The sequence below is a fragment of the Streptomyces sp. NPDC000229 genome, from assembly GCF_040300825.1.
Classification (GTDB): Bacteria; Actinomycetota; Actinomycetes; order Streptomycetales; family Streptomycetaceae; genus Streptomyces.
Genome location: NZ_JBEPEL010000038.1, coordinates 1 through 19,969 on the forward strand (window position 1 = coordinate 1; position 19,969 = coordinate 19,969).

The 19,969-nt window shown below is 71.5% G+C and carries 20 protein-coding genes; 17 read left to right on the plus strand and 3 right to left on the minus strand.

Features of this window, described 5'->3' with window-relative positions; genetic code table 11:
- The coding region (locus tag ABT360_RS19490; RefSeq protein ID WP_351817611.1) for a vitamin K epoxide reductase family protein at positions 1-420 on the plus strand (420 nt) is incomplete at its 5' end.
- Between the two features lie 45 nt (positions 421-465).
- A complete protein-coding gene (locus ABT360_RS19495; RefSeq protein ID WP_351817614.1) occupies positions 466-1,824 on the plus strand; it encodes a replication-associated recombination protein A in 1,359 nt (452 codons plus the stop codon).
- Here the strand turns inward: ABT360_RS19495 and ABT360_RS19500 are convergent, their stop codons facing one another.
- Positions 1,825-2,508: a DUF2470 domain-containing protein gene (locus ABT360_RS19500; RefSeq protein ID WP_351817617.1), complete on the minus strand. Its 684-nt coding sequence runs from the start codon at positions 2,506-2,508 to the stop codon at positions 1,825-1,827.
- A gap of 194 nt (positions 2,509-2,702) precedes the next feature.
- Between ABT360_RS19500 and rpsD the strand changes: the two genes are divergently transcribed.
- On the plus strand, positions 2,703-3,317 hold the full coding sequence (gene rpsD, locus ABT360_RS19505; RefSeq protein ID WP_351817620.1) for a 30S ribosomal protein S4: 615 nt from the start codon (positions 2,703-2,705) through the stop codon (positions 3,315-3,317).
- Positions 3,318-3,687: 370 nt separating this feature from the next.
- On the opposite strand, the gene ABT360_RS19510 is transcribed toward rpsD, so the two are convergent.
- Entirely contained in the window at positions 3,688-5,787 is a 2,100-nt protein-coding gene (locus ABT360_RS19510; protein ID WP_351817623.1) for an ATP-binding protein, read from the minus strand.
- A gap of 219 nt (positions 5,788-6,006) precedes the next feature.
- On the opposite strand from ABT360_RS19510, the gene ABT360_RS19515 reads away from it, so the two are divergent.
- From ABT360_RS19515 to ABT360_RS19570, 12 genes are all read left to right on the plus strand, one after another.
- A complete protein-coding gene (locus tag ABT360_RS19515) occupies positions 6,007-6,438 on the plus strand; it encodes a DUF948 domain-containing protein (RefSeq protein WP_064068038.1) in 432 nt (143 codons plus the stop codon).
- Between the two features lie 8 nt (positions 6,439-6,446).
- Entirely contained in the window at positions 6,447-6,791 is a 345-nt protein-coding gene (locus ABT360_RS19520) for a DUF6167 family protein (RefSeq protein WP_351817626.1), read from the plus strand.
- On the plus strand, positions 6,791-9,460 hold the full coding sequence (gene alaS, locus ABT360_RS19525; protein WP_351817629.1) for an alanine--tRNA ligase: 2,670 nt from the start codon (positions 6,791-6,793) through the stop codon (positions 9,458-9,460). The genes ABT360_RS19520 and alaS overlap by 1 nt, the downstream gene beginning before the upstream one ends.
- Positions 9,460-9,924: a Holliday junction resolvase RuvX gene (gene ruvX / locus ABT360_RS19530; protein WP_351817632.1), complete on the plus strand. Its 465-nt coding sequence runs from the start codon at positions 9,460-9,462 to the stop codon at positions 9,922-9,924. Before alaS ends, ruvX begins: the two co-directional genes overlap by 1 nt.
- 101 nt (positions 9,925-10,025) lie before the next feature.
- Positions 10,026-11,786, plus strand: a complete 1,761-nt coding sequence (gene mltG / locus ABT360_RS19535; RefSeq protein WP_351817635.1) for an endolytic transglycosylase MltG — start codon at positions 10,026-10,028, stop codon at positions 11,784-11,786.
- The gene (locus tag ABT360_RS19540) at positions 11,783-12,610 is read left to right on the plus strand and encodes a shikimate dehydrogenase (RefSeq protein ID WP_351817638.1); all 828 of its coding nucleotides are present in this window, start codon (positions 11,783-11,785) and stop codon (positions 12,608-12,610) included. The genes mltG and ABT360_RS19540 overlap by 4 nt, the downstream gene beginning before the upstream one ends.
- Positions 12,611-12,675: 65 nt before the next feature.
- The gene (locus ABT360_RS19545) at positions 12,676-12,834 is read left to right on the plus strand and encodes a hypothetical protein (protein ID WP_351817641.1); all 159 of its coding nucleotides are present in this window, start codon (positions 12,676-12,678) and stop codon (positions 12,832-12,834) included.
- Positions 12,835-12,985: 151 nt separating this feature from the next.
- Positions 12,986-14,170 carry a chorismate synthase gene (gene aroC / locus ABT360_RS19550; RefSeq protein WP_351817644.1) on the plus strand — a complete coding sequence of 395 codons (1,185 nt, stop codon included), beginning with the start codon at positions 12,986-12,988 and terminating at the stop codon, positions 14,168-14,170.
- A complete protein-coding gene (locus ABT360_RS19555) occupies positions 14,167-14,682 on the plus strand; it encodes a shikimate kinase (protein ID WP_351817647.1) in 516 nt (171 codons plus the stop codon). Before aroC ends, ABT360_RS19555 begins: the two co-directional genes overlap by 4 nt.
- Positions 14,679-15,773, plus strand: a complete 1,095-nt coding sequence (aroB, locus tag ABT360_RS19560) for a 3-dehydroquinate synthase (protein ID WP_351817650.1) — start codon at positions 14,679-14,681, stop codon at positions 15,771-15,773. The genes ABT360_RS19555 and aroB overlap by 4 nt, the downstream gene beginning before the upstream one ends.
- Positions 15,770-16,210 carry a type II 3-dehydroquinate dehydratase gene (aroQ, locus tag ABT360_RS19565; RefSeq protein ID WP_351817653.1) on the plus strand — a complete coding sequence of 147 codons (441 nt, stop codon included), beginning with the start codon at positions 15,770-15,772 and terminating at the stop codon, positions 16,208-16,210. Before aroB ends, aroQ begins: the two co-directional genes overlap by 4 nt.
- A 122-nt stretch (positions 16,211-16,332) precedes the next feature.
- Complete coding sequence (locus ABT360_RS19570; RefSeq protein WP_351817656.1) at positions 16,333-17,196, plus strand: Pro-rich N-terminal domain-containing protein; 864 nt, start codon at positions 16,333-16,335, stop codon at positions 17,194-17,196.
- Between the two features lie 164 nt (positions 17,197-17,360).
- Here ABT360_RS19570 and ABT360_RS19575 read toward each other — a convergent pair whose 3' ends face one another.
- Positions 17,361-17,876 (minus strand): hemerythrin domain-containing protein, encoded by a 516-nt coding sequence (locus ABT360_RS19575; RefSeq protein ID WP_351817659.1) that lies wholly within the window; start codon positions 17,874-17,876, stop codon positions 17,361-17,363.
- A 355-nt stretch (positions 17,877-18,231) separates the two neighbouring features.
- Here ABT360_RS19575 and ABT360_RS19580 point away from each other — a divergent pair, with 355 nt between their 5' ends.
- On the plus strand, positions 18,232-19,338 hold the full coding sequence (locus ABT360_RS19580) for an aminopeptidase P family protein (protein ID WP_351817662.1): 1,107 nt from the start codon (positions 18,232-18,234) through the stop codon (positions 19,336-19,338).
- A 62-nt stretch (positions 19,339-19,400) separates the two neighbouring features.
- Positions 19,401-19,967, plus strand: a complete 567-nt coding sequence (gene efp / locus ABT360_RS19585; protein ID WP_351817665.1) for an elongation factor P — start codon at positions 19,401-19,403, stop codon at positions 19,965-19,967.
- Positions 19,968-19,969: the final 2 nt, after the last annotated feature.

Below are 19,969 nucleotides of genomic sequence, written 5' to 3' on the forward strand. Positions count from 1 at the left end.
AACATCATGAAGAGCGACCAGGCCTCGGCCTTCGGCTTCCCCAACCCCATGCTCGGCCTGGTCACCTACGGCATGGTCGTCGCCATCGGCACCGCCCTCCTCGCGGGCGCCCGCTACCGCCGCTGGTACTGGCTGGGGCTGAACGCCGGCACGCTCTTCGGTGTGGGCTTCTGCATGTGGCTCATGTACCAGTCGCTGTACGAGATCAACGCGCTGTGCCTCTGGTGCAGTCTCGCCTGGGTCGCCACGATCGTCATGTTCTGGTACGTCACCTCGCACAACGTACGCAACGGCCTGCTGCCCGCACCGCGTGCGGTCCGGGTCTTCCTCGACGAGTTCACCTGGGTGCTGCCCGTCCTGCACACCGGGATCATCGGGATGCTGATCCTGACCCGCTGGTGGGATTTCTGGACGAGCTGATCCACCCCGGACCGGCTGTCAGTGGCCTGGCATACGCTTCTGGATGTGGAGCCCGACCTCTTTACCGCCGCAGCCGAAGAACGCCAGGAGAAGGACCCGTCCAGCAGTCCGCTGGCGGTCCGGATGCGCCCGCGCACCCTGGACGAGGTCGTCGGCCAGCAGCACCTGCTGAAGCCGGGGTCACCGTTGCGCCGACTGGTCGGTGAAGGGGCGGGAGGCCCGGCCGGCGCCTCGTCGGTGATCCTCTGGGGCCCGCCCGGCACGGGCAAGACGACCCTGGCGTACGTGGTGTCCAAGGCGACCAACAAGCGGTTCGTGGAGCTCTCCGCGATCACCGCGGGCGTCAAGGAGGTCCGCGCGGTCATCGACGGCGCCCGCCGCGCGGCCGGTGGCTTCGGCAAGGAGACGGTGCTCTTCCTCGACGAGATCCACCGCTTCAGCAAGGCCCAGCAGGACTCCCTGCTGCCGGCCGTCGAGAACCGCTGGGTCACCCTCATCGCCGCCACCACCGAGAACCCGTACTTCTCGGTGATCTCCCCCCTGCTCTCCCGCTCCCTCCTCCTCACCCTCGAACCGCTCACCGACGACGACATCCGCGGGCTGCTGAAGCGGGCGCTCACCGACGAGCGAGGTCTCAACAGCGCGGTCACCCTCCCGGACGACGCCGAAGCCCACCTCGTCCGGATCGCGGGCGGCGACGCCCGCCGGGCGCTGACCGCGCTGGAGGCGGCGGCCGGTGCGGCCCTGGCGAAGAAGGACACCGAGATCACCCTCGCCACTCTCGAGGAGACGGTGGACCGGGCGGCGGTGAAGTACGACCGGGACGGCGACCAGCACTACGACGTGGCCAGTGCCCTGATCAAGTCCATCCGCGGCTCCGACGTCGACGCGGCCCTGCACTACCTCGCCCGGATGATCGAGGCGGGCGAGGATCCGCGTTTCATCGCCCGCCGCCTGATGATCTCGGCGAGCGAGGACATCGGCCTCGCGGACCCGGCCGCGCTGCCCCTCGCGGTCGCTGCCGCCCAGGCAGTGGCCATGATCGGATTCCCGGAGGCGGCTCTCACCCTGAGCCACGCCACGATCGCCCTCGCGCTGGCCCCCAAGTCGAACGCCGCGACCACGGCGATCTCCGCCGCCCGGGCGGACGTGCGGAACGGCCTCGCCGGCCCCGTACCTCCCCATCTCCGCGACGGGCACTACAAGGGCGCGGCCAAGCTCGGTCACGCTCAGCGGTACGTCTATCCGCACGACGTGCCGGGCGGTATCGCGGCCCAGCAGTACGCCCCGGACGAGATCCACGGCAGGCGCTACTACGAACCCACGCGGTACGGCGCGGAGGCGCGGTACGCGGACGTGGTCGAGAAGGTGCGCGAGCGGCTGCGGGGCGAGGGGAGCCCCTGATCAGTTCTGCGCCGCGTCGAAAAGGGCACGCATCGCGCGCCGCAGCCCATGGACGTCCCGCACGGGCTCGGGGAAGTCGAACCGTGCGTCGAAGGAGCGCCCCGCCGTGTCGCGGCAGCGCACCCGCAGCCCGAACCGGTCCAGCGACAGCGGTACCACGCGCCGCACGTCGGCGCGGTGCGCGAGCAGCCCGCCGAGCCCCTGCACATGGTCGTCGTGCGCGGCGGCGAGGTGCTGGAGCACCTCCGTCTCGTACGCCGTGAGCGGGTCGGGCAGGGCCTCGGCGAAGTCCGCCGGGCTCACCGCGGCGTCGCCCCACAGGTCGTCGACGTACACCTCGCCGACCTCCAGGCGCAGCATCATGTGCCCCGGCTCGGCGATCCCCGGGGCGCACGTCAGCCACCCGGAGACCCACGCCCGGCCCCGGATGCGGTCGGGGACGGCGACCGGGGCCACATCCGTCAGCTCCAGCACCGCGGGCAGCTCGTCATCCTGCGCGTGCGTGGCGGCGCGCACGGCCGGGGCGTCGGCGGGGAACAGCAGGAAGACCTCGCCGTCCGTTCCCACCACACGGGCCTCCGGCATCAGCTCGTCCGGCCGGGCCCCGTCCGCCCCGGGCAGGATGAGCACCGCGGAGCATGTACTCTGTACGAGAGTTCGTGTGCGCTCGGCTGCTGACGGCATCCGGGCGGTTTCAAGCCCGCTGGGACGCGGCTGACCATGAGCTGATCGGACCTCCGTCACATCGATGCTCTGCGAAGCAGGAGCATCGCTCTTTGTGCTGCTGTCTGTGATGCGCGTGGTGTTCCCAGGGCTCGACATGCGATCTCCTTGATTAAGGTAAGCCTAACCTAACCTAATTCGGAGGTCTGGAGAACGTGCCTAACCAGTCGCGTCCCAAGGTCAAGAAGTCTCGTGCGCTCGGTATCGCGCTGACGCCGAAGGCCGTCAAGTACTTCGAGGCCCGCCCCTACCCGCCGGGCGAGCACGGCCGTGGCCGCAAGCAGAACTCGGACTACAAGGTCCGTCTGCTCGAGAAGCAGCGTCTGCGTGCGCAGTACGACATCAGCGAGCGCCAGATGGCGCGCGCCTACGACCGCGCCAAGAAGGCCGAGGGCAAGACGGGCGAGGCGCTGGTCGTCGAGCTCGAGCGCCGCCTCGACGCCCTGGTCCTGCGTTCGGGCATCGCCCGCACCATCTACCAGGCCCGCCAGATGGTCGTTCACGGCCACATCGAGGTCAACGGTGGCAAGGTCGACAAGCCGTCGTTCCGCGTCCGCCCCGACGACGTCGTGATGGTCCGCGAGCGCAGCCGCAACAAGAGCCTGTTCCAGGTGGCGCGTGAGGGCGGCTTCGCCCCCGACGGTGAGACCCCCCGCTACCTGCAGGTCAACCTGAAGGCCCTGGCCTTCCGCCTCGACCGCGAGCCGAACCGCAAGGAAATCCCGGTCATCTGCGACGAGCAGCTGGTCGTCGAGTACTACGCCCGCTGACGTAGCCCTCACGCGGTTGTCGAGCCCGCCGTTCCCTCAGGGGAGCGGCGGGCTCCCGCGTTCCCGGGCCCGCACCCGGCATCCGGCCGGGGTGGGGCCGTGCAGGGTCGTCCCCGCAGAGGTTGGCGGCGTCGGAAGGGCTCCCGACCGAGGAAGCCAAGGCCGCCGGCCTCGAGGAGTCGAGCCCGGAGGGGCCACGCCTCCCACGCACCGACGGTGGCCGCAAGGCCGCCCCCCGCTACCCGCAGGGCCCCCGTACCGGCAGGCCCCCACGCCTACCGGCGGTCGCCGCCACACCCCGCACGCCGGGGCGGCCGTGACTCCGCACCCGCCCGGGGGTGGTCGCAGGCGCCCCGACGCAGCGCCCCGCTCAGCGGGGCCGCCGCGCCCGCGCAGTAGCGCCGCGCGGCGGTGGCACCCCGTCCAGAGGGCGCCCCGAGAGCGCCCGCAGAACCGCCGCGTCCAGCGGCAACGCGTTGCCCTCCGCGACGTACGAGCGGAAACGCTCGGCTCCCAGTTCCTCGCCCGCCCGCTGCTCGCACAACGCGCGGGGCGCGCTGAAGTAGCCCGAGCCGAAGAGCGGCGGCCCCACCGCCTCCCACATCGGCGCGGCCGCGCCCTGGAGCACCGCCGCCTCCGCCGGGTCGCCCTCCGCGGCCGTCACCAGCGCGAGCAGTTCGATGGCCAGGACCAGTCCGACGAGGTCGTTGAACATGTGGTCGATGGCGATGCACTCACGCAGCAGCTCCCGGGCCTCGCCGTGCTCGCCCCGGGTCCACGCCGAGTACGCCAGGACGTACAGCGCGTACGCCCGTGTCCACCGCTCGCCCCGGTCCTCGCAGATCTCCCGGACCTCCTGGCACAGCGCCACGGCCGTCTCCAGGTCACCCAGGAAGACCTTCGCCATCGCCAGCTCGACCTGGCCCATCAGCACCTGGCTGTTCAGCTCGCCCTGCTCGCGGTAGGCCGTCAGCGCCCGCGTCAGCAGGTCCTCGGCACGCGGCATGTCGTCCGACAGCAGCGCCAGGCAGCCCATGCGGTGGGTCGTGTACGCGGCGGCCAGCGCGTTGCCCGTCCGGGCCGCGCCCTCCCCGCACTCGTACAGCGCCGTCACCGCCGCCGGGTTGTCGCCCTGGAGGATCGCGACGTACCCCAGCACCCACAGCGCCCGGAGCCGGGCTTCGTCGTGGCCCGACTCCAGGGCCACCGCCTGGTCCAGCCAGTGCCGTCCCTCCGCAAGCCGCCCGCAGCCGACCCAGGAGAACCAGAGCGTCGCGGCCAGGTGCTGCGCCAGGTGTGCCTCGTCCGGCGCTCCCAGGCACAGCTCCAGGGCCGCCCGCAGATTGGGCAGCGCGCTGTCGGCGCAGGCCGCCACCTCGGCCTGGCGCGGGCTGAACCATTCCAGCTCGCACCAGGTGGCCAGGCCCATGTACCAGTCGCGGTGCCGTCGCCGCATCCGCTCCTCGTCGCCCAGCGCCGCGAGCCACTCCGCCCCGTACGCCCGGACCGTGTCCAGCATCCGCAGGCGCGGGCCCGCGGGAGTCTCCTCCCGCACCACCACGGACTGGGTCACCAGCCCGGCGACGACGTCCAGCACCTCGTCGGCCGGCAGCTCCGGCCCGCCGCACACGTACTCGACCGCCTCCAGGTCGAAGGGGCCGGCGAACACCGACAGTCGTGCCCACAGCAGCCGCTCCCGGGGCGTGCACAGCTCATGGCTCCAGCCGATGGCCGTCCGCAGGGTCTGGTGCCGGGGCAGTGCTCCCCGAGCGCCGCCGGTCAGCAGCCGGAAACGGTCGTCGAGCCGGTGGAGCATCTGCTCCACGGTGAGTACGGCCAGCCGGCCGGCGGCCAGTTCCAGGGCCAGCGGAATCCCGTCGAGGCGTCGGCACAGTTCCCGTACCGGGCCGGCGTCCTCCACGTGGACACCCGGTGCCGCCGCGGCGGCCCGGTCGGTGAACAGCCGTACCGCGTCGTCGTCCGGGAGCGGGGAGAGCGGCATCACGGCCTCGCCGTCCAGCCGCAGCGGACAGCGGGCGGCGGCCAGCACGGTCAGGCCGGGGGAGCGGCGCAGCAACTCCCGTACGAGCCCGGCGCAGTCGTCCACGAGGTGTTCGAAGCCGTCGAGGACCAGCAGCAGCCGGCGGTCGGCGAGATGCTCGACCAGCACCTCGCGCGGGGGTCTGCGCGTGTGGTCGGTGAGGCCGAGCGCGTCGAGCAGGGCCTGCTCCAGCAGGGCCGGATCACGCAGCGGCGCCAGCTCCGCCAGCCGGACCCCGTCGCAGTAGCGTTTCTCCGCCCCGACGTCGACCGCCGCGGCCGCCCGCAGCACCAGCCGGGACTTGCCCACACCGCCCACCCCGACCACCGTGACGAGCCGGAACTCCGCCAGCAGCCGCTCCAGTTCACCGAGATCGCCGTCGCGCCCGACGAACCGGTTCAGCTCCGCCGGCAGATTGCTCCGTCGCATGGAACACGGAGCGTACTGGCGTCGGCGCACTCCGTACAATCGGATCACGCAACTCCGCCTCCCCGTGCCCGTAACGCGCTGCGCAGCTAATGCGGTACGGCGAGCGAGCGTCGGCGCGATAGGCTCGGAGAACGACTTTCCAAGGCGTTCGCCAGTACGACGACCGAATGACGAACGACGAACGATGGACGACGTCCGACGAGCAGAGAGCGGTGCGCAGTGACCGGTGGAGAGGTTGCCGGGATTCTGGTCGCCGTCTTCTGGGCGATCCTGGTCTCCTTCCTGGCCGTGGTGCTGGTGAGGCTGGCCCAGACGCTCAGGGCGACCACCCGACTCGTGGCCGAGGTGACCGAGCAGGCGGTTCCGCTGCTGGCCGACGCCTCCGCGACCGTGCGCTCCGCGCAGACGCAGCTCGACCGGGTCGACGCCATCGCGTCGGACGTCCAGGAAGTCACGTCCAACGCCTCCGCGCTCTCCACGACGGTCGCCTCCACCTTCGGTGGACCGCTCGTCAAGGTCGCGGCGTTCGGCTACGGCGTGCGCCGGGCGATGAGCCGGAACAAGAACGACAGGCCGGCCGAGCAGCCCCGGCGTACGGTGATCGTCGGCCGTACGGTGCCGGGGGCCAGGGGCCGGAAGCGGAAGGGCTGACGCAAGGGATGTTCCGCCGTGCTTTCTGGTTCACCGCGGGCGCCGCAGCCGGCGTGTGGGCCACCACCAAGGTCAATCGCAAGCTCAAGCAGCTGACCCCGGAGAGCCTCGCCGCCCAGGCCGCCGACAAGGCGGTCGAGACCGGCCACCGGCTCAAGGAGTTCGCACTCGACGTCCGGGCGGGGATGCTCCAACGCGAGGCCGAACTGGGCGAGGCGCTGGGCCTGGAGGCACCCGTCGACGACCCCGCGCTCCCGGCGCCGCGCCGCGCCGCGGCCCTCGACACTCCCCGGGACCGCACCCGCCCCCCTTACCCCGACAACCACTCGTACAACCGGAATGAGGACCACTGATGGAGTCGGCTGAAATCCGCCGCCGCTGGCTGAGCTTCTTCGAGGAGCGCGGGCACACCGTCGTCCCTTCGGCGTCGCTCATCGCGGACGACCCGACTCTGCTCCTGGTCAACGCCGGCATGGTGCCGTTCAAGCCCTACTTCCTGGGTGAGGAGAAGCCGCCGTACACGCGCGCCTCCAGCGTCCAGAAGTGCGTGCGCACGCCGGACATCGAAGAGGTGGGCAAGACCACCCGCCACGGCACGTTCTTCCAGATGTGCGGCAACTTCTCCTTCGGTGACTACTTCAAGGAAGGCGCCATCAAGCTCGCCTGGGAGCTGCTGACCGGCTCCGTCGAGCACGGTGGCTACGGCCTGGAGCCCGAGAAGCTCTGGATCACCGTCTACCAGGACGACGACGAGGCCGAGCAGATCTGGCGCGACGTCGTCGGCGTCCCGGCCGAGCGCATCCAGCGCCTGGGCAAGAAGGACAACTTCTGGTCCATGGGCGTCCCCGGCCCCTGCGGCCCCTGCTCCGAGATCAACTACGACCGCGGCCCCGAGTTCGGCGTCGAGGGCGGCCCGGCCGTCAACGACGAGCGGTACGTGGAGATCTGGAACCTGGTCTTCATGCAGTACGAGCGCGGCGAGGGCACCTCCAAGGAGGACTTCGAGATCCTCGGTGACCTGCCGAGCAAGAACATCGACACGGGCCTCGGTCTCGAGCGCCTGGCGATGATCCTCCAGGGCGTACAGAACATGTACGAGACCGACACCCTGAAGGTCGTCATCGACAAGGCCACCGAGCTCACCGGTGTGCGCTACGGCCAGGCCCACGCGAGCGATGTCTCGCTGCGCGTGGTCGCCGACCACATGCGCACGTCCGTGATGCTCATCGGCGACGGCGTCACCCCCGGCAACGAGGGCCGCGGCTATGTGCTGCGCCGCATCATGCGCCGCGCCATCCGCAACATGCGCATGCTGGGCGCCTCGGGCCCGGTCGTGGGAGAGCTCGTCGACACGGTCATCCGGACCATGGGCGAGCAGTACCCGGAGCTGGAGACCGACCGCAAGCGCATCGAGGCCGTCGCCCTCGCCGAGGAGGCCGCGTTCCTCAAGGCCCTCAAGGGCGGCACCAACATCCTCGACACCGCCGTCACCGAGACCAAGGCCGTCGGCGGCACGGTCCTGCCCGGCGACAAGGCGTTCCTGCTCCACGACACCTGGGGCTTCCCGATCGACCTCACCCTGGAGATGGCCGCCGAGCAGGGGCTCTCCGTGGACGAGGACGGCTTCCGCCGCCTGATGAAGGAGCAGCGGGAGCGCGCCAAGGCCGACGCCAGGGCCAAGAAGACCGGCCACGCCGACGTCTCCGCCTACCGCGAGATCGCCGACACCTCCGGCGCCACCGAGTTCGTGGGCTACACCAACACCGAGGGCGAGACGACCGTCGTCGGCCTGCTGGTGAACGGCGTCCCCTCGCCCGCCGCCACCGAGGGCGACGAGATCGAGGTCGTCCTCGACCGCACCCCGTTCTACGCCGAGGGCGGTGGCCAGATCGCCGACACCGGCCGCATCAGGCTGCACAGCGGCGCCGTCATCGAGGTGCGCGACGTGCAGCAGCCGGTCCCGGGCGTCTCCGTCCACAAGGGGTCCGTCCAGGTCGGCGAGGTGACCGTCGGTTCCACCGCGTACGCCACGATCGACGTCAAGCGCCGCCGCGCCATCGCCCGCGCCCACAGCGCCACGCACCTCACCCACCAGGCGCTGCGGGACGCCCTCGGCCCGACGGCCGCCCAGGCCGGTTCGGAGAACCAGCCCGGTCGTTTCCGGTTCGACTTCGGCTCGCCGTCCGCCGTGCCGCAGACGGTCATGACCGACGTCGAGCAGAAGATCAACGAGGTGCTCGCCCGCGAGCTGGACGTGCACGCCGAGGTCATGGCGATCGACGAGGCCAAGCGTCAGGGCGCCATCGCCGAGTTCGGCGAGAAGTACGGCGAGCGGGTCCGTGTCGTCACCATCGGCGACTTCTCCAAGGAGCTGTGCGGCGGTACGCACGTCCACAACACCGCCCAGCTGGGTCTGGTGAAGCTGCTCGGCGAGTCGTCGATCGGTTCCGGTGTGCGCCGTATCGAGGCCCTCGTCGGTGTCGACGCGTACAACTTCCTGGCCAAGGAGCACACGGTCGTCGCCCAGCTCCAGGAGCTGGTCAAGGGCCGTCCCGAGGAGCTCCCCGAGAAGATCTCCGGCATGCTGGCCAAGCTGAAGGACGCCGAGAAGGAGATCGAGAAGTTCCGCGCCGAGAAGGTGCTCCAGGCCGCCGCCGGTCTCGCCCAGGGCGCCCAGGACGTACGCGGTGTGGCCCTGGTGACCGGACAGCTCCCCGACGGCACCTCCGCCGACGACCTGCGCAAGCTGGTTCTGGACGTGCGTGGCCGTATCCCGGGCGACCGCCCGGCGGTCGTCGCCCTGTTCACCACGGCGAACGGCCGTCCGCTGACGGTCATCGCCACCAACGAGGCAGCCCGCGAGCGGGGTCTCAAGGCCGGCGAGCTGGTCCGCACGGCCGCCAAGACCCTCGGCGGCGGCGGTGGCGGCAAGCCGGACGTCGCCCAGGGCGGCGGTCAGAACCCGGAGGCCATCGGCGACGCCATGGACGCCGTCGAGCGGCTCGTCGCGGACACCGTCTGATGAGACGGGGCCGCCGGCTCGCGATCGACGTCGGGGACGCCCGGATCGGGGTCGCCTCGTGCGACCCCGACGGGGTCCTCGCCACGCCGGTGGAGACCGTGCCGGGACGTGATGTCCCGGCCGCCCACCGGCGGTTGCAGCAGATCACCGAGGAGTACGAGCCGATCGAGATCGTGGTCGGGCTCCCTCGCTCCCTCAGCGGGGGCGAGGGCCCGGCCGCGGCCAAGGTCCGCGCCTTCGCCCAGGTGCTCGCCCGTGGCGTATCCCCCGTCCCCGTTCGGCTCGTGGACGAGAGGATGACCACAGTGACGGCCACTCAGGGGCTGCGCGCGTCGGGCGTGAAGTCCAAAAAGGGGCGGTCTGTCATCGATCAGGCAGCCGCTGTGATCATCCTTCAGAACGCTCTTGAGTCCGAACGGGTATCAGGTAATCCGCCCGGAGAGGGCGTCGAAGTGGTCATCTGATCGCGGTACGGTAACGTTCCCCGCTACGCGGCGGTGTTCGAACAGCCGCCGCGCTACGTAGAGGCGGATCGTCCGGACGCCTCGCGGCTGTTTGGGGATCGATGACTGAGTATGGCCGGAGCTCCGGCTCCGAACCGTGGCACCCCGAGGACCCGGCGCACGGGCACCCGGGGTGGGAAGGTCAGCAGGCCTACTACCAGCAGACGGAGTACGGGAACCAGCACGACCCGTACCAGCAGCAGCCGCAGCAGGGTTACACAGAACAGCAGTACCAGGGGGCGCAGGACCACCACGCCCAGCAGGGCCAGTATCCCCAGCAGGGCCACCACCCCGAACAAGGTCACCACCCCCAGCAGGGCCACCACCCCGAACAGGGCCAGTTCCCTCAGCAGGGCCACCCGCAACAACAGGCCGACCCTCAGCAGGGGTACGCCCAGCAGGCCTACGCGGGCCGGCCGTACGACACCGGCGGCTGGGACACCGGCCAGCAGGCGGCGATGCCCTACGGGGCGTCGGGCCCGGCCGACCCGTACGGCGCCCAGGCCCCCGACCTGTACGGCACCCCCGAGGCGTACCCGCCGCCGCAGCCCCCGGGCCAGCGGCGGGCCGAGCCCGAGCCGGAGCCGGCGCGCGACGAGCCGGAGGAGGAGAGCCACCCGTTCTTCTCGGACGGCGCCACCGACGACGACGGGGACGACGGCTACGACGACGAGCCGGCCGGATCGAGGCGCGGCGGCGGCCAGGGGCGCCGGGGCGGTAAGCAGAAGAAGAAAAAGAGCCGCAACGGCCTCGCCTGCCTGGTCGTCGCCCTGGTCATGGCGGGTGGCGCAGGCGGCGTCGGCTACGTCGGCTACCAGTTCTGGCAGGGCCAGTTCGGCGCGGCCCCCGACTTCACCGGGGACGGCACGAACGAAACCGTCCAGGTGGAGATCCCGAAGGGCGCGGGTGGTTACGAGATCGCCGCACTTCTCGTGGAGAAGGGCGTGGTCAAGAGCCAGGGGGCCTTCGTCTCCGCCCAGGAGAAGAACCCTGAGGGCAAGAGCATCCAGGACGGCGTCTACACGCTCAAGAAGGGCATGTCCGCCGCCAGTGCCGTCGAGGCCTTGCTGAATCCGGACAACCGGAACGCTCTCACCATTCCGGAAGGGAAGCGGAGCGCCTACGTCTACGCACAGATCGACAAAAAGCTCGAACTGAAACCGGGGACGACGGAGTCGGTCGCCAAGGCGAAGGCGAAGAACCTCGGCCTGCCGGACTGGGCCACCGGCCATCCCGATGTCAAGGACCCGCTGGAAGGGTTCCTCTTCCCGGCGAGTTACCCGGTGGCCAAGGGCACCAAGCCGGAGGACGTCCTCCGGAAGATGGTCGCCCGGGCGAACGCCGAATACGGCAAGCTCGACATCGAGACGAAGGCCAAGTCCCTCGGCCTGAAGGGCCCGTGGGAACTCCTGACCGTCGCGAGCCTGGTCCAGGTCGAAGGCAAGTACAAGCGCGACTTCGACAAGGTGGCCCGCGTCGTCTACAACCGCCTCCAGCCGAACAACATCGAGACGGTCGGCCGGCTCGAATTCGACTCGACCATCAACTACATCAAGGAAGAAAGCACCCTCGACGTCGGTGCGGTCGCGGATCTGCGCAAGATCGACGATCCGTACAACACCTATGACATCAAGGGCCTCACCCCCGGCCCCATCAGTAATCCAGGTGTCGACGCCATCGATTCCGCGCTGAAGCCGACACCGGGTCCCTGGTACTACTTCGTTTCCATCAACGAGGACAAGACGGTGTTCTCGGTGACCAACGAGGAGCACAACCGGAACGTCGAGGAGTACGAAAAGGAACGGGAGAAGTCCGGCCAGTGAGCACAGTGAAGCGCGCCGCCGTCCTCGGGTCGCCGATCGCCCACTCCCTCTCCCCGGTGCTGCACCGGGCCGCCTACGCCGAGCTGGGCCTCACCGACTGGTCGTACGGCAGGCACGAGGTGGACGAGGCCCGGCTCCCCGGGTTCCTCGAGGAGCTGGACGCGTCCTGGGCCGGACTGTCGCTGACCATGCCGCTCAAGCGGGCCGTCATCCCGCTGCTCGACGAGATCACCGATACGGCCGCCTCCGTCGAGGCCGTCAACACGGTCGTCTTCACCGAGGACGGCCGCCGCGTCGGCGACAACACCGACATCCCCGGCATGATCGCCGCGCTGCGGGAGCGGGGCGTGGAGAAGGTGGAGACCGCCGCCGTGCTCGGCGCGGGCGCCACCGCGTCCTCGGCGCTCGCCGCGCTGTCCCGAGTGTGCACCGGGCCCGTCACCGCGTACGTACGCAGCGAGGCCCGCGCCGCCGAGATGCGCGGCTGGGGCGAGCGCCTCGGCATCCAGGTGCGTACCGCCGACTGGTCGGACGCGGCCGAGGGGCTGCGGGCGCCGCTGGTGATCGCCACAACGCCCGCCGGGACGACCGACGCGCTCGCCGCCGCGGTCCCCGACCGGCCGGGCACCCTCTTCGACGTGCTCTACGACCCGTGGCCGACCGCTCTGGCGGCCGCCTGGTCGGCCCGCGGGGGCGCGGTGGTCGGCGGGCTCGACCTCCTCGTCCACCAGGCCGTCCTCCAGGTGGAGCAGATGACCGGCCGCAGCCCCGCGCCGCTCGCGGTCATGAGGGCCGCCGGGGAACGGGCCCTCGCCGCCGGATAGGCTCCGCCCGGTCGAACGAGTGAAGCGCGGCCGGAGCGCCGGCGCGGGCAGGGCAGGGGCGGGCTGTGGAGCACGGGCAGGTACTGGCGTCGTCGGGAGGCCGGTTCGTCAACCTCTTCCTCGGGTTCCTGCCGGAGTGGCTGGAGTGGACCTTCCTCGGGATCATGGCGGCGCTCCTCCTGTGGTTCGCGGCCGTGAAGATCCGGGACGCCGTCCGCGCCTGATGCTCTCGGGTGTCCGCCTGACGGACCGGGCGTCCGTCTTCTGGACCGGCCATCGGTACCGGCCCCGGACATGGGAGGATCAGTGGAGGCGGGCCGGGGCCGCGCACCCGGTCGCGCCGTCGCAGTCGAGGCGCGAGCATGAGGAGCACCGTTGAGCAGGTTGCGCTGGCTGACCGCCGGGGAGTCGCACGGCCCCGCACTGGTGGCGACGCTGGAGGGTCTTCCCGCCGGTGTCCCGATCACCACGGAGATGGTGGCGGACCACCTGGCCCGTCGGCGCCTCGGCTATGGGCGCGGCGCGCGCATGAAGTTCGAGCGCGACGAGGTGACCTTCCTCGGAGGCGTACGCCACGGCCTGACCATGGGCTCGCCCGTCGCCGTGATGGTCGGCAACACCGAGTGGCCCAAGTGGGAGAAGGTCATGGCGGCCGACCCGGTCGACCCGGCCGAGCTCGCCGAACTGGCCCGTAACGCCCCGCTGACCCGGCCCCGGCCCGGCCATGCCGACCTGGCCGGCATGCAGAAGTACGGCTTCGACGAGGCCCGGCCGGTCCTGGAGCGCGCCAGCGCCCGTGAGACCGCCGCGCGCGTCGCGCTGGGCGCGGTCGCCCGCTCGTACCTCAAGGAGACGGCCGGCATCGAGATCGTGTCGCACGTCGTCGAGCTGGCCGCCGCCAAGGCCCCGTACGGCGTGTACCCGACCCCGGCCGACGTCGAGAAGCTGGACGCCGACCCGGTGCGCTGCCTGGACGCGGACGCGTCGAAGGCGATGGTCGCCGAGATCGACCAGGCCCACAAGGACGGCGACACCCTCGGCGGCGTCGTCGAGGTCCTCGCCTACGGCGTACCCGTCGGCCTCGGCTCGCACGTCCACTGGGACCGGCGTCTGGACGCCCGCCTGGCCGCCGCCCTCATGGGCATCCAGGCCATCAAGGGCGTCGAGGTCGGCGACGGCTTCGACCTGGCCCGCGTGCCCGGCTCCAAGGCGCACGACGAGATCGTCGCCACCGACGAGGGCCTCAAGCGCACCTCCGGCCGCTCCGGAGGCACCGAGGGCGGTCTGACCACGGGCGAGCTGCTGCGCGTACGCGCCGCGATGAAGCCCATCGCGACCGTGCCCCGGGCGCTCAAGACCGTCGACGTCGTGACCGGCGAGGCCACCGCCGCGCACCACCAGCGCTCCGACGTGTGCGCGGTCCCGGCGGCCGGCATCGTCGCCGAGGCGATGGTCGCCCTGGTCCTCGCGGACGCCGTCGCGGAGAAGTTCGGCGGCGACAGCGTGACGGAGACCCGCCGCAACGTCCGCTCGTACCTCGACAACCTCCACATCCGGTGAGCACCGGCCCGCTGATCGTCCTGGTCGGGCCGATGGGCTCCGGCAAGTCCACCGTGGGCGCGCTGCTCGCCGAGCGGCTCGGCGTGCCCTACCGGGACACGGACGCGGACATCGTGGCCGCCGAGGGACGCGAGATCTCCGACATCTTCATCGAGGACGGCGAAGAACACTTCCGGGCCCTCGAACGCGAGGCCGTACGGGCCGCCGTCGCCGAGCACACGGGCGTCCTCGCCCTCGGCGGCGGCGCCGTCCTCGACGCCGGCAGCCGGGAGCGCCTCTCCGGCCTCCCGGTCGTCTATCTGTCGATGGACGTCGAGGAGGCGGTCCGCCGCGTCGGCCTGAACACCGCCCGCCCGCTGCTCGCCGTGAACCCGCGGCGCCAGTGGCGCGAGCTGATGGAGGCCCGGCGCCACCTGTACACCGAAGTCGCCCGGGTGGTCGTGGCCACCGACGACAAGACCCCCGAAGAGGTCGCCGAGGCGGTCCTCGACGCACTGGAGCTGAAGAAGTGACTGACCAGGCAGTGACCCGTATCCAGGTCGGCGGCTCGGCCGGCACCGACGCGTACGAGGTGCTGGTCGGCCGGCAGCTGCTGGGCGAGTTGCCCGGTCTCATCGGCGACCGGGCCAAGCGCGTCGCCGTCATCCACCCCGAGGCGCTCGCCGAGACGGGCGAGGCGTTGCGCGCCGACCTTGCCGAGCAGGGGTACGAGGCGGTCGCCATCCAGGTGCCGAACGCCGAGGAGGCCAAGACCGCCGAGGTCGCGTCGTACTGCTGGAAGGCGCTCGGCCAGACCGGCTTCACCCGCACCGACGTCATCGTCGGCGTGGGCGGCGGTGCCACCACCGACCTCGCCGGCTTCGTGGCGGCCACCTGGCTGCGTGGCGTGCGCTGGATCGCCGTCCCCACCACCGTCCTGGCGATGGTCGACGCGGCCGTCGGCGGCAAGACCGGCATCAACACCGCCGAGGGCAAGAACCTCGTCGGCGCCTTCCACCCGCCGACGGGCGTCCTGTGCGACCTCGCCGCGCTGGACTCGCTGCCGGTCCACGACTACGTCAGCGGCCTGGCCGAGATCATCAAGGCCGGTTTCATCGCCGACCCGGTGATCCTGGACCTGATCGAGGAGGACCCGGCCGCGGCCCGTACGCCCGAGGGCCCGCACACCGCCGAGCTCATCGAGCGTTCGATCCGCGTCAAGGCGGACGTCGTCTCGTCCGACCTCAAGGAGTCCGGCCTCCGCGAGATCCTCAACTACGGTCACACCCTCGCCCACGCCATCGAGAAGAACGAGCGCTACAAGTGGCGCCACGGCGCCGCCGTCTCGGTCGGCATGGTCTTCGCGGCCGAACTCGGCCGGCTCGCGGGCCGCCTGGACGACGCCACCGCCGACCGGCACCGCACCGTCCTGGAGTCCGTCGGCCTCCCGCTCACCTACCGCGGCGACCAGTGGCCCAAGCTGCTGGAGACCATGAAGGTCGACAAGAAGTCCCGCGGCGACCTGCTGCGGTTCATCGTCCTCGACGGTCTCGCCAAGCCGACCGTCCTCGAAGGCCCGGATCCGGCCGTGCTCGTCGCGGCGTACGGGGAGGTCGCCTCATGAGCCGCAAGGTGCTGGTCCTCAACGGCCCCAACCTCGGCCGCCTCGGTTCCCGCGAGCCCGACGTGTACGGCGCGACGTCCTACGCGGGCCTGGTGGACACCTGCCAGGCCCTCGGCAAGGAGCTCGGCTTCGACGTCGACGTACGCGAGACGAACGACGAGGGCGAGATGATCCGCTGGCTGCACGAGGCGGCCGACGGTTCGATTCCGGTCGTGATCAACCCGGGCGCCTTCACGCACTACTCGTACGGGATGAGGGACGCGGCCGCCCAGCGCACCGCCCCCCTCATCGAGGTGCACATCTCCAACCCGTACGCGCGGGAGGAGTTCCGCCACACGTCCGTGGTCGCGGCGGTCGCCAGCGGCACCGTCGCCGGCTTCGGTATCGGCTCCTACCGGCTCGCCCTGCGGGCCCTCGCCGACGAACTCACCGGCTGAACGTCACGTCCGACCGTCCCCGGCCGTTTCACCCAACAGCGGCCGGGGAGGGTACGGTTCGGTAACGGCGACCCGAACGGGCGCCCGATCAGCGTCAGTCGTACGAGACGGAGTGGCACCGGATGCAGCATGCAGTGGGGGCTCCGCTGCCGCCGCCCCACCAGCCGGGGCACGCAGCCACCGGATGGATCAACCAGGCCTCCGCCCATCACCCGGGTCCGCCGCCGCCCCAGGGACCCCCGGCCCCGCCCCCTGCCGCACCGCCCGCACCGTCACCCCCGGCGGCCCCCGCGCCGCCGAGCGGGCCCGGCGCACCCGGCTGGGCCTCGCCCATCGCGCCCCCGCGCGACACCACGGGCCACATCCACCTCCCGCCCGGTGCCCCGGTCGCCGCCCCGGCCCCGTCGCCCGCCGAGCAGGGCACCGGGACCGCGACGCTCGCCGTCCTCCTCATCGGCCCCGCCGGCGCCGGGAAGACGACCGTCGCGCGGTACTGGGCCAGCAACCGCCGGGTGCCCACCGCGCACATCAGCCTCGACGACGTACGCGAATGGGTCTGCGCCGGCTTCGCCGACCCCCAGTCCGGCTGGAACGACCAGTCGGAGGCGCAATACCGCCTGGCCCGCCGCACGTGCGGTTTCGCCGCGCGGAACTTCCTGGCCAACGGCATCTCCTGCATCCTCGACGACGCCGTCTTCCCCGACCGCCCGGTCGTGGGCCTCGGCGGCTGGAAGCGCCACGTCGGCCCGGGGCTCCTCCCGGTGGTCCTGCTGCCCGGCCTGGAGATCGTCCTGGAGCGCAACGCCGAGCGCACCGGAAACCGCCGCCTCTCCGACGAGGAGGTCGCCGGCATCCACGGCCGGATGGCCGGCTGGTACGGCTCGGGGCTGCCGATCATCGACAACTCCAAGTACGACGTGGAGACCACCGCCCGCGTCCTGGACGACGTCCTCGCCCGCGCCATCACCAGCCCGCCGTCCTTCTAGGTCCGGACAGACGCGGGGCGCACCACCCGGACGAACCCGTCCAGGCGATGCGCCCTCATGTGCCGGCCGGCCATGTGCAGGCCCAGCAGGTGTCGACCACCCGTGTGGCGGCCGCCCATGTGCCGGCCGCCCACGTGGCGGCCGCCCCCATGCCGCGGTCGTGCTCAGTGGGAGGACGACGTCACCAGCCGGCGGACGTTCTCCACGCTGCCGCAGTCGGCCGCCAACTGCCGCGCCCGGGCCTTTGCGAACGCCTCGCCCAGTTCCGCGCGGCGTTCGGCGGAGACGTTCTCGCGAGCGTCGTTGATGAGCGTCCTCTCCTCCTCGTCCGCGTGGTGGTTCACCGCCGTGACGAGCTCTTCGAGCTTCTCGTCCCACTCCTCGGAGCCGGTGTCCTCGACTTCGAGCAGGGCCAGGAGAGCCTCGTTGCCCTCCTGGTGTTCGTGCACGCTGTGCTCGACGTCCTCGTTGTCCACGTTCTTGTAGCGCCGCAGCGCGGGGTAGACCTCGCTCTCCTCCGCCGTCGCGTGGGCCACGAGGAGGGAAGCGAACTCCTGGAGCGCCCCTGCCCGGTCGGCCTGGACGTTCCGCATCGCCCGGAACAGCTCCTCCATCCGGCGGTGATCCCGCAGGATCAGTTCGACGACGTCGGTGGTCGTGGTGGCGGTGCTGCTCGGCATGGCGACTCCTTCGAACCGTGGTGACTGTCCCGGTCCGCCGGATACCCCGGTTTGCGCGGTTGACTACCGCAGCCCGGCCGGCGCGGTGGCGGAGGGCGGCAGCAGCGCACCCGCCGACCGGACGCCGGGCCCGCGCAGCGCCCTGGACGGCAGACCTTCGAGCGCCGCTCCTCCGGTGGAATCCCCGCCGTACGGGTCGGGCCACGGCCGCCCTCGGTGCCGAGGAGGGCGGGGGACGGACGGTGCGCGGGGAGGGGCCGCTTTCCGGCCCGTGGGGACGACGACGCCGCCGCCGACGCCCCCGGTCGGGCCCGCCCGACCTGCCGACCCGCGCGGGCGCTCGTAGGCTCGGGGCATGTCAGAGGTGTTTGCGGACCGCCGAGGGCGGCTGCGTGACCGGTGCGCGGCGTCCGGCTCTGCGGCGGCCCTGGTCTCCCGCCCCGCCAACGTCCGGTATCTCGCGGGCGGCGCGCCCCCGGGGGCCGTCCTGCTCCTGGGCGCCGGCGACGACGTCCTGCTCTGCCCCGGTACGCCGTCCGGAGACCCCGTGGAAGGGCGCCTCGACGAGCAGTTGCGGCTCGTCGCGCTCCCCCCGGCAGGGAGCGACCCGGCGGTCGCGGCGGTCGGCTTCGCCCGCGAGGCGGGGACGGACGTGCTCGCCGTCGAGGAGCACCACCTGAGCGTGGCGCGCCACCGGGCGATGGGCTCGGTCGCTCCCCAGCTGCGCCTGGCGGACCTGGGCGGCGCCATCGAGCAGGAGCGGATCGTCAAGGACGAGGACGAGATCACCTGCCTCCGGATCGCGGCGGAGATCACCGACCAGGCGCTCGGCGAGCTCCTCGAATCCATCCTCGTCGGCCGCACCGAACGCCACCTCGCCCTCGAACTGGAACGCCGCCTGGTCGACCACGGCGCCGACGGACCCGCGTTCCCCACCTCCGTCGCCACGGGCCCCAACGCCGGCCGGGGCCGTCACCGGCCCTCCGACCGCCGCGTCGAGGAAGGCGATTTCCTCTCCGTCTGCCTGGGCGCCAACTACCGCGGCTACCGCTGCGAGATCGGCCGGACGTTCGTCATCGGCACCTCACCCGCCGACTGGCAGATCGAGCTGTACGACCTCGTCTTCGCCGCTCAGCGGGCCGCCCGTGAGTCCTTGGTCCCCGGAGCCGCATACGGCGACGTGGACCGCGCGGCCCGCCAGATCCTCGACGCGGCGGGGTACGGCGAGTGCGTCGCGCCCTTCCTCGGACACGGTGTGGGGCTGGAAATCGAGGAGGACCCGCAGTTGGCACCCGGCGCCATGGGTAAACTGGACGCTTGCGTGCCGGTCACCGTCGAACCGGGGGTCCACATCCCGGGCCGGGGCGGTGTCCGGATCGATGACACGCTCGTCGTACGCCAGGAGGCGGACGGCGGACCCGAGCTACTCACCATCACGACCAAGGAGCTGCTCGCGCTGTAGCCAGCGCGTGACGCACCACGCCTCGGTCGTCCACCAGCGTCAGTCCAGGAGATTCCGCAACCGTGGCTTCCACGAACGACCTCAAGAACGGCATGGTGCTCAAGCTCGACAACGACCAGCTCTGGTCCGTGGTCGAGTTCCAGCACGTCAAGCCCGGCAAGGGCCCGGCCTTCGTGCGCACCAAGCTCAAGAACGTGCTCTCCGGCAAGATCGTCGACAAGACGTTCAACGCCGGTGTGAAGGTCGAGACGGCCACCGTCGACCGCCGCGACATGCAGTTCTCGTACATGGACGGCGAGTACTTCGTCTTCATGGACATGCAGACCTACGACCAGCTGCACGTCTCCCGCGCCGCCGTCGGCGACGCCGCGAACTTCCTGATCGAGGGCTTCACCGCCACCGTCGCCACGCACGGGGGCGAGGTGCTCTACGTGGAGCTCCCGGCCGCCGTCGAGCTGACCGTCCAGGAGACCGAGCCGGGCGTCCAGGGCGACCGCTCCACCGGCGGCACCAAGCCGGCCATCCTGGAGACCGGCCACCAGATCCAGGTCCCGCTCTTCATCACCACCGGTGAGAAGATCAAGGTCGACACCCGCTCGAGCGACTACCTCGGCCGGGTGAACAGCTAACC

Bases quoted from the DNA above. Each gene is read 5' to 3' on its own strand.
- ABT360_RS19510 (WP_351817623.1), bottom strand. From the start codon at position 5,787: ATGCGACGGAGCAATCTGCCGGCGGAGCTGAACCGGTTCGTCGGGCGC.
- mltG (WP_351817635.1), top strand. From the start codon at position 10,026: ATGACTGAGTATGGCCGGAGCTCCGGCTCCGAACCGTGGCACCCCGAG.
- ABT360_RS19575 (WP_351817659.1), bottom strand. From the start codon at position 17,876: ATGCCGAGCAGCACCGCCACCACGACCACCGACGTCGTCGAACTGATC.
- ruvX (WP_351817632.1), top strand. From the start codon at position 9,460: ATGAGACGGGGCCGCCGGCTCGCGATCGACGTCGGGGACGCCCGGATC.
- ABT360_RS19570 (WP_351817656.1), top strand. From the start codon at position 16,333: ATGCAGCATGCAGTGGGGGCTCCGCTGCCGCCGCCCCACCAGCCGGGG.
- ABT360_RS19500 (WP_351817617.1), bottom strand. From the start codon at position 2,508: ATGCCGTCAGCAGCCGAGCGCACACGAACTCTCGTACAGAGTACATGC.
- aroQ (WP_351817653.1), top strand. From the start codon at position 15,770: ATGAGCCGCAAGGTGCTGGTCCTCAACGGCCCCAACCTCGGCCGCCTC.
- ABT360_RS19580 (WP_351817662.1), top strand. From the start codon at position 18,232: ATGTCAGAGGTGTTTGCGGACCGCCGAGGGCGGCTGCGTGACCGGTGC.
- ABT360_RS19520 (WP_351817626.1), top strand. From the start codon at position 6,447: ATGTTCCGCCGTGCTTTCTGGTTCACCGCGGGCGCCGCAGCCGGCGTG.
- alaS (WP_351817629.1), top strand. From the start codon at position 6,791: ATGGAGTCGGCTGAAATCCGCCGCCGCTGGCTGAGCTTCTTCGAGGAG.